This is a genomic window from Novipirellula herctigrandis (assembly GCA_007859835.1).
GTDB lineage: Bacteria > Planctomycetota > Planctomycetia > Pirellulales > Pirellulaceae > Novipirellula_A > Novipirellula_A herctigrandis.
This window is the reverse complement of record SJPJ01000002.1, coordinates 464,713-473,579: the sequence shown is the minus strand read 5'-3', so window position 1 is coordinate 473,579 and position 8,867 is coordinate 464,713. Positions and strand designations below refer to the sequence as shown.

At 52.1% G+C, this 8,867-nt stretch carries 5 protein-coding genes; 2 read left to right on the top strand and 3 right to left on the bottom strand.

Features of this window, described 5'->3' with window-relative positions:
• The 3 genes from CA13_RS32570 to CA13_RS32560 form a co-directional block, all read right to left on the bottom strand.
• The coding region (locus CA13_RS32570) for a DUF4340 domain-containing protein (RefSeq protein WP_146404653.1) at positions 1-1,277 on the bottom strand (1,277 nt) is incomplete at its 3' end.
• 88 nt (positions 1,278-1,365) lie between these two features.
• Positions 1,366-4,284 (bottom strand): Gldg family protein, encoded by a 2,919-nt coding sequence (locus tag CA13_RS32565; RefSeq protein WP_146404273.1) that lies wholly within the window; start codon positions 4,282-4,284, stop codon positions 1,366-1,368.
• Between the two features lie 62 nt (positions 4,285-4,346).
• On the bottom strand, positions 4,347-5,099 hold the full coding sequence (locus tag CA13_RS32560) for an ABC transporter ATP-binding protein (RefSeq protein WP_146404272.1): 753 nt from the start codon (positions 5,097-5,099) through the stop codon (positions 4,347-4,349).
• Positions 5,100-5,298: 199 nt separating this feature from the next.
• Between CA13_RS32560 and CA13_RS32555 the strand changes: the two genes are divergently transcribed.
• A complete protein-coding gene (locus CA13_RS32555) occupies positions 5,299-6,240 on the top strand; it encodes an L-lactate dehydrogenase (protein ID WP_146404271.1) in 942 nt (313 codons plus the stop codon).
• A gap of 324 nt (positions 6,241-6,564) precedes the next feature.
• Positions 6,565-8,700: a carboxy terminal-processing peptidase gene (locus CA13_RS32550; RefSeq protein WP_146404270.1), complete on the top strand. Its 2,136-nt coding sequence runs from the start codon at positions 6,565-6,567 to the stop codon at positions 8,698-8,700.
• The last annotated feature ends 167 nt before the right edge of the window (positions 8,701-8,867 follow it).

The following is an 8,867-nucleotide window of genomic DNA, read 5'->3' as shown; positions in this document are numbered from 1 at the left end:
GCTGGCTCTTCGGGTACTGGATTCAACAGTGCTTCGAGTTCTTCGAGCGTTTGCGGAACTTCTTGCAGTTGAGGTACTGGGAACCTTGATTCGTCAACTTGCGTCGTAACGAGCAAGTATCGGTTCACACCACCCTGTTTAGCCGCCTCTTCTTCGCCGTCTTCGGATTGATCATCCGCAGCGACACCCGCAACATTGCCGAACCGCAAAACGTACTGAACGCCATCTTTAAGTGAGACGGTCATTTCGCCATTGGCGGACAACATTTCGACTTCGCCGTTGTCCCCCATCGGCACAGGATAGAAACCACGACGCATGAGTGATTCGACCGCTGCGTTATCCGAAATCAATTCCTTCTCCGCTTTCAGATTCTCGCTCATTCCATCCGGTTTACGGACCACGTCGACGATTTTTAAGTCGTCCAATGCATTTTTGACTTCATTGAGTTTTGTCGCATTGACTTCTTCGTCCAACCCGAGCTCGACATCTTGAGGATCGGACATTGGGTTTTCACTGGAGTATTCTTTCAGGCTAGCAAGTTTCCACTGCGAGCCATCCATTTGCACTTCGGCAGTGTAATTTCGGTTCAGCGAAATTTGACCTCCGGCGCCAAGTAAGGCGCTATAGTCCTTGATCTGCAAACGATCCACATCGATGCTGCTAAGTTGAAGCAAATCTTCTTCGATCCAGTCTTGGAAACGAGTGTTAAGCGGTGTTTCGTCGAGCTTGACCACGTAGACTGGGTCTTGTCCTGGCCGACGGACGTAGACTTTGGATGGGTCATCTTTCAGCTTGTCGCCAATGATCAAAGACGCCAAAACACCTTGCGATTCATCCTTCAGGGTGACTAACCGCCCGACACCTTCATCACCAATTTCGAGGTCTTCAAGTTTTGGTTCGATCACGCCAAGGTCGTCATGATCTTCGGCGTTTTCAGTTTGAGTATCCAATACCTTCAAGTCGACCAACGCATTGGCGGCCTGTTTCATTTGATCCACTGCGTCCGCGGGGTACCCTTTGCGTGAAGGGATTGTCCAGAGTCCCGAGGTTTGATCCTTGCGGACTTCGAACGACGCCATTGTTCCTTGGGATTCGTCGAACGTCACGATCTTCATGCTCGCTGCGGCAAGCGGATCTTTGAATTCGCCGAACAGTGGTTTCCCAACGATCGTTGTCGTTTCGCTCTCGTACTTGGTTGGCCAAGCGACGAACGTACCGATGGCCAGCATTACCACCGCAACGGCCCAGAAAATCCCGGTCTTAGTTCCTTCGTTCACAGTCATCTTCTCTCAGGTATTGTTTTACTTAGGTTTGTCGCATTGTCACTTTGAAGCCTTTTGCCGAGCAAAAGGCAGATGGCTTAAGCTATTTCAAACGGCTCTTGCTGATGTTTTCTCGTTCACGCAGTCGACGACTGGCGAAGACAATCACGCCAATGATCAACGGTGGGATGCATGGCAACACCACTGCGGCCGCTTTCACTTGGTTTTGGATCGTGGTCACCTTTTGGTCTGCGACTCGTTGGATATCACGAACCTTGCGCTGCAATTCGCGATTTGCTTTGGTCTGCTTGACGTCCAACATTCGTTGTTCACGTTCTTGACGCGTTTGGAATTCCTGGACTTTGGCTTGCATCTCGGCTCGCGAAATGCGTCCATCGGCACTTTCCTTTTGCAGTTTGTCGAGTTCCTCGCGGAGTGACTTCAGTTCCGAGTCCATCTTCTCTTGGGCTACACGAACGGCTTCGTCCGATTCGTCTTGATAGGCTTTTGTTTGCCGGCGACCTTCGGTGCTGGCTTGTTCCTTGACCGAGTCGATCATCTTCAAACTAGCAAAAATCGGTTCATGTTTTCGTACGTCGATAAACTCTGTTTCACCCGTCAACCAATCGATCGTGTTCAAAATAAACGTGACGTTTTGGAATTGGAATTTCATCTCCGCAGCTTGTTCAGGGTCAGCCCGGATCTGTAGAAAGACAGGTAACATCAAGTCCAAGTCAGCAACGTAAACGGCCTTGATCGGATTGACCGTTAGCTCGTCATCCGAATCCTCTTCACCATCGGCTGCATTGTCATCGTTCTTCGAATCGGCGTCGGTTTCGCCATCACCGGAGCTACCTTCAATCGCCATCGCCAAGGTCAATTTTGGACTAACCGATTCGATTTCTCTGGCGATGGTTGATTGCCCTTGCAAAATGCTTTGGGCCTTCGCCATCGGAATCAGTCCGCTCTCGGAACCCGTGTTCAGCAGCGACGTGTGTTTGAGTGTCGTCGATGCTTTCGCACGAACCGCTCCGGGGTAAAGGCCGAGTACTTCACGAAGCCCTGAAGTAATTTGATGCTGACCACTGAGTGCTTCGCCCTTTTGCAGTCCGGGTGCATCGTCTTTGACGAAGATCCAGAACTCATTGATGTTCATTTCGAGGTTGGGGTAGGGATTGTACATTTGCCAGACCAAGTCGGGCGCGTAAACGCCTTGCATGCCCGCTCGTCCCGGCGACTCTATTTCCAAGGCTTCCCACAGGTCGCGGATTTCGCCTTTCGGCATCGGTCCGCCGCCACCAAACATCGATCCAGGCGATTGTTTGGGGTTTCCGGTCGGTGTTACATAGCTGTTAACGAACGGCAGTGGGTCTTCGAAAATCGCCACGGGAACGCCCAATTTGATCGCATCGACTAACCGGCCAAATTGATCCGGTGCGAGCGACGAAGGTTGAACGGCGAACAACGCGTCGTACATGCCGGGCGTGACGGGGCCACTCAAGTCGACTTCTTCAACGTCATACTGCTTGGCAAGTTCGTCGATCAACGGATGCTTTTCGACGCGTTGCATTGACATCCCTTGCATCACGGTTCCACCCATCAAGCGGGCGTCCGTGGCGACGATACCGACTCGTTTTCGCGATCCTTCGGCCACCGTGTTGATCGAGCGAACCAATTCATATTCGACGGGGATCCCGTACTCAAAAATCGGCACCGTGACTTTTTCTAATCCTGACCGGAACGCCGCACCGAGAATCAGTTGTTTCTGTTGGAAAGAGCCCTTTTCACGAACCATTCGCGTGACCGGTTCGATACCGAACCGCTCGGCCGCCAACGCTGCTTCTTCGCTGAATAGTTCGATGTCGTCGTAAAGGTTGACGTCGATTTCGCGACCTTGGGTTGCGGCTTCGCTGCGAAACTCTTTTAGCAAGTTGACCAATTCGTAGCGTGTCCGCGCGTAGAGTTCGGGGACTTCGCTACTGATGAACGCGTCGATCACGATCGGTCGATCGGAGTCTAGATCGCGGATCAATTGCTTGGTTGCATCGGCGAGCGAGCTGACTTTTTCTTCGGTAGCATCGTAGCGAATGATGTCTTTATTTCGGAACAACGTGACGGCTCCGGCCGTGAAAACGACCAGCGCCAATACCCGTGCCAAGTAATGCCATGCCATCGTGTTACCGTCTTTACCGCCTGTCCAGTGTCTCCGACCGATCAGCACCATCGAAGCGTAAATCGCCACGATCGCGACTAATACGAAGTAGCTGACCGAAGACAGACTGATCACGCCGCGTCCAAAGTCGTCGAAGGGTCGGGCGATGCCGCTGGCGGCTAACCATTCAGCAATCTTTTGGTTGGGGCTAATCGAATCCGCTAGCGATGCGAATGCCAGCGGTGCATTAAAGAGGGCTCCAAGGATAAAGCCAACCGTCAGGTTGCCAGTCAAGAACGATGCGATCATGCCGATCGCGATCATCGCGAGGCCGACAAACCAATAGCCAAGATAGGTCGTGAAAATCAGTCCCGTATCAACAGCCCCTTCGGTCAAAATCGCAAGCGTGACGAAGGTGCTTAGTTGGCTAAACAGCAGCGAGGCGGTGAAAATCGACGCGGCTGCCATGTATTTTCCAATGACGATGTCAAAGTCATCCGCAGGCAGAGTCAGCAGCAATTCGTCGGTTCCTTGCCGTCTTTCTTCGGCCCAAATGCTCATCGTGATCGCAGGGATGAAGACCAGCATGATCAACGGGAACCAGTAATTCAGCTGGTCGAGCGTGGCGAGGTTTTGATTAAAGAACTCGTAGGGCCAAAACGCGGCGACCGAGGTCAGGAATACAAAGATACAAAGGAACACGTATCCGGTCGGGTTTCCGAAGTAGCCGACAAAGTTCCGTTTTAGTACGGCGTAGGCGACCTTTTTCGTACCCGCTAGCAGTGCGACGATCGCCAACAGCACGAGTAGGAAAATCAAGTCGAGAACAAACAGACTTAGGAGCGAGGAAGTGACGTTGTTGAGCGTCATGGCGTTTCGTTTGAATTATTGGGGAGGGTGTGTGTTGGAAGTAAAGAACTAAAAAACGTGCGTTAGAGGTTGGGCGCTTCTTGGGTAAGTGCGTGGAACGCATCGTCGAGGTCATTGTTTCCGTGTTCGCGAAGACCATTAACATCGCCGTCGTAAACCAAGCGGCCTTCGTTAATCATCACGACGCGCGAAGCCATTGCTTCGACTTCCTGCAAAATATGGGTACTGAGCAGAATGGTCTTCGTTTCGCTCAGCCGACGCATCGTTCTGCGCACGCCGCGCACTTGGTTTGGATCTAAACCCGCGGTCGGTTCGTCCAAAATCAAAACATCCGGTTCATGAAGCAGTGCCTGGCTCATACCAACACGTTGCTTAAAACCCTTTGAGAGTTTGCTGATCGGCTTGAACATCACCGTCGAGAGGTCACAAATATCGACGACCGCATCAATCCGATCTTTTTTCTGGGCCGGAGACATGCCACGAGCATCGGCAAAGAAGCTCAGCATTCCTGAAGGAGTCATTTCGGGATAGAGCGGTCCATTTTCGGGCAAGTAGCCGAGTTGGCGGCTTCCGGCAATGCGGTCTTCCATCATGTTGTGACCGGCGATGCGGGCTTCCCCTTCGCTCGGAGCAATGTAGCCGGTCAACATCTTCATGGTCGTACTTTTGCCCGCCCCGTTTGGGCCCAGGAATGCGACCAATTCGCCTTCGCCGACCGAAAAAGTGACATCACGGGCGGCCGCAAAGGGACCATAAAACTTGCTTAGCCCAATCGCCTCGATCATCGGCTTTCGGGTTTGGGTTTCTGTCGTCATATTGCAATCGAAAGGTAACAGGTAGGATGGTGAAAGCGGAAATATAACGCTCTGGCTACGCTTCTCAACACCGCTACGTGATCAACTTGGGCCCGGTTCGCACAGATTTTGCCAAGAATTAGTGCAGAAAGCGCCCCGTAAATGTTGAAAAGGATTTGAGAATGATCGAAACACCGCACCCTTATGAGGAGACATTCGGATGAAAATCGGTATCGTTGGCACCGGCATGGTCGGCTCGACGGCTGCGTACGCATTGGTGATGCGAGGTTTTGGCAGCGAAATTGTGCTGGTTGATAAGGATAAAAAGCGGGCATCTGCCGAAGCAAACGACATCTTGCATGCTGTCCCGTTTGCCCATCCGCTGGACATCTTTTCAGGCGACTATGCCGACTTAAAAGGATGCCGAGTCGTTATTGTGGCTGCGGGGGTTTCTCAGAAGTCAGGCGAGACGCGGTTGGAATTGCTCCAGCGGAACGCCGACGTTTTTCGCCAAGTGATCCCCGAAGTCCTCACGGTGGCAAAAGACGCGGTCATCGTCGTGGCGACCAATCCGGTCGACATCATGACCCATATGGCCAGCCATTTTGCGTCTCAGATGGGAGTACCCAAAAGCCGCGTTCTCGGATCGGGCACGACGCTCGACACCGCGCGTTTTCGCTCGCTGTTAGGCCGCCACCTCGATGTGGATTCTCAGCATGTGCACGCTTACGTGGTCGGCGAGCACGGCGATTCGGAAGTAGTGAGTTGGTCCTCGGCGACGATTGCTGGGATGTCGCTTGAGGAGTTTTGCGAAGTTCGCAAGTTGAGTTTGACGCAAGAACACCGTGACTCGATTGATGAGAATGTCCGTCGTGCGGCTTATCATATTATTGAAGGCAAAGGGGCGACCTACTATGGAATTGGTAGTGCGCTAGCCCGAATTGTGCATGCAATTTTGAACAATCAACGCGCGATATTGACTGTTTGTGGTCGTGTTGATGCGGTTGGCGATGTGAAGGACGTTACGATTGCAATGCCGCACTTGATCGATGGTGAAGGGCTTGTTGATTCGATTCCGATCGCCCTAAGTAATGCGGAACAAAGCGCATTGCAGGCAAGCGCCGCGGTCATTCGTGAAGCAATTGATTCGATCAATTTGTAAAAGGTGCGGCAGCGTGGGCCTGGTCGCCTAGGGCCTGTTTTTCGTCTTTTTAGGGCAGTGGCTGAACGAACACCCATTGCGCGTCATTTGGCGTATGAAAACGGCGGGATCGGTAACAATTGGGTGGTAAATTGGGGGGCCAACGAAACCAAAGTTGCTTGCTTCACGTAAAAACGAGAAGAAAACGGAGTTGCCGCAAACCGCATACTTCCCTAACATCACATCGGGTGCATTAAGACGCTCTAAAGGCTCCCCACGTCCCTTCGTTGCCGATCCACTTGCTGCAATTTGAGCCACAAAACCAAATATTTTCAGGAAACCATTATGGATTGTCGTTCTCTACCCACATTTCTTAGCCTTGCGATCGCTCTATCGATCTCATCCTTTGCTTGTGGGCAATCCGACCAAGCGGTCCTTGAGGGCCATGCGGCCGCATCTGTTGTTCCCAATTCGCCCGTGGTGGTGAAAGCGGCTGTAGCGGCACCAATCGCGAAATTGGCCGCTCCTTCGGCTCGCGACAGCATGGTCGCTCGACTGATTGCGACCTTGATGCCGCGAAACCATGTTTCTTCACAGAATCTGAACGACGAAATTAGCCAACGAGCGCTTGACCTGTTTGTCAATTCGCTCGACCCGATGAAGCTCTATTTTTACCAAAGCGATATCGATCAATTTCAACGAAACGCGAACCGTATCGACGATATGATCCAAGCGGGCGATTTGTCGTTCGGTTACGAAATCTTCGGCCGATTTATTGAACGCGTTGAGCAAGACGTCGCGATCGCCCAAGAATTGCTCAGCGGTGAATTTGATTTCGATCGGGAAGAACAAATTATCACCGATCCCGAGTCGGCGGTTTACGCTCGCAACGCCGACGAAGCTCGCGACCGTTGGCGTCGCCAAATCAAGTACGCAATGTTGGATCAGAAAGACGAAGGCAAAGCGGGGGAAGAAGCCCGCGAACTGCTTCGTCGCCGTTACGCTCGTTACGCAAAGCGATGGCGATCGACCGACAGCGATGATTTGTTAGAAATGTATCTCACTTCGGTTACCACGGCGTACGATCCACACTCAACGTACATGTCGCCCGATTCCCTTGATGATTTTCAAATCTTGATGAGTCTGAACCTCGATGGAATTGGTGCTCAGCTGCGCGAGAAAGATGGCAATACCGTCGTCATGCGAGTGATTCCTGGCGGTGCTGCAGCTCGTCATGGCAAACTAAAAACCGATGACGTTATCGTGAGTGTTGGTCAAGGCGAAGAAGGTGAGTTGGTGGACATTGTCGAAATGCCGCTCAACGATGTTGTCGCACTGATCCGTGGCAAAGCAGGCTCGATCGTCCGATTGGGGGTCCGACCTGGCGGTGCAGGCGAAGTGGAAGTCTTTCGCGTCCAACGCGATCGAATCGAACTCGAAGAATCAGCCGCGCGCGGCAAGGTGATCGAGCACAAGGTGGGCGAAGCTCCGAGCCCTGCGCTTAAACTCGGCTACATTAATTTGCCAAGCTTTTACTTGGACATGGAAGCAGCACGTGAGAACAAACGTGATTTCCGCAGCAGCACACGCGACGTCCGCAAAATACTTGATGACTTCCGCGCCCAAGATGTCGATGGGGTCGTGTTAGATCTCGGCACCAATGGTGGTGGGAGCTTGACCGAAGCGATTAACCTGACCGGGCTCTTTATCGATCGCGGACCCGTCGTTCAAGTCAAGAATTCCGACGGTTCAGTCCAACAATACGCTGACGAAGAAGCGGGAACGGCTTGGGACGGACCATTGGTCGTACTAACAAGTAAGTTTAGCGCAAGTGCTAGTGAGATTTTTGCTGGTGCGATTCGTGACTATCATCGCGGAATTGTTGTCGGCGACCCTGCGACTCATGGTAAGGGTACGGTTCAAACTTTGATGGATTTGGGTCAGCAATTGTTCCGCAATAATCGGGCGAACTACGGCGCCTTGAAAGTGACGCTGCAACAATTCTACCTTCCCGATGGTGAAAGCACTCAGCGAACCGGTGTTCGGGCCGACATCGTTTTGCCAAGCATCACGTCCAAAATGGATGTGGGCGAAGCGGATCTGAAGTACGCGTTACCGAACGACCGCGTTCAACCGGCTAAACATGACCATTACAACATGGTCCCACCCGATTTGTTGGGCACGCTTCGCAAGGATTCGATGGAACGTGTGGCGAAAGAGAAAGAGTTTGGTGAATTGTTGAGCCGCGTCGAATTGTACGTTCGTCAGAAAGAGAATCACTCGATTTCGTTAAACGAAATTGAGTTCATCGCACGGCGGAAAGAGCTAAACGCGCAAAAAGAAGAAGAGGAAAAAGAGTTAGAAGCGGAAGCGGGTACCGAAGAAGTTTTCCGTGATACGTTCTACAACCGTGAAGTCCTAAACATCGCTCATGACTACATCGATGGACTGCGAAAGCAAAACTTGGCGATCGCACGGTGATGTTGACCTCGTTTGAGCTTTGGCTTTGCTGAAGTCAGCATTGACAACGATGGCTACATGAAAACGAAACGGCGCTACTTTGTAGCGCCGTTTTTTTGTAACGCCGCTGAAGTGAGGCGAGTTCGGGGCAATCGCTGATCGGAAGGGGCCGGATCGATTTCCGCCTC

Coding starts and splice junctions, on each gene's coding strand:
- CA13_RS32550 (WP_146404270.1), top strand. CDS start 6,565: ATGGATTGTCGTTCTCTACCCACATTTCTTAGCCTTGCGATCGCTCTA.
- CA13_RS32555 (WP_146404271.1), top strand. CDS start 5,299: ATGAAAATCGGTATCGTTGGCACCGGCATGGTCGGCTCGACGGCTGCG.
- CA13_RS32560 (WP_146404272.1), bottom strand. CDS start 5,099: ATGACGACAGAAACCCAAACCCGAAAGCCGATGATCGAGGCGATTGGG.
- CA13_RS32565 (WP_146404273.1), bottom strand. CDS start 4,284: ATGACGCTCAACAACGTCACTTCCTCGCTCCTAAGTCTGTTTGTTCTC.